Below are 316 nucleotides of genomic sequence, written 5' to 3'. Positions count from 1 at the left end.
TTGATCATCAGCGACGAGAGCTGGCGGGACACCGCCCATGACCCGCGGGAGACCGTGGTCGTCAGCCCGGCGGAGATGTTGGGCCACGGTGGACGTGACTCCGTGGTCGTGCTCGCGGGGCTTGAGGTGTCGTTGCTGCCCGATGGTCCGCAGGCGGGCATCGCGCGCTTTCCGGCCAGCCCGTACGGGCATCGGCTGAGCGCTCGGGTGCGCGAGATCCTGGAGACCCTGCACGCGGGCCCGCACGGCGCGGACGACGCGGCGATCGCCGCGGCGCTGACGGAGCCGGCGGCCGTACGGAAGCGGCTGGCCGCCG

General features: G+C 73.4%; 1 pseudogene. It reads left to right on the top strand.

The window, feature by feature from the left end:
• Positions 1-316 (top strand): annotated as a pseudogene (locus tag AN216_RS28865) (aminotransferase class I/II-fold pyridoxal phosphate-dependent enzyme); the annotation flags it as partial.

The sequence above is a fragment of the Streptomyces oceani genome (assembly GCF_001751245.1).
GTDB lineage: Bacteria > Actinomycetota > Actinomycetes > Streptomycetales > Streptomycetaceae > Streptomyces > Streptomyces oceani.
The sequence above is the reverse complement of the archived record's forward strand: the minus strand, read 5'-3'. Positions and strand labels throughout refer to the sequence as shown.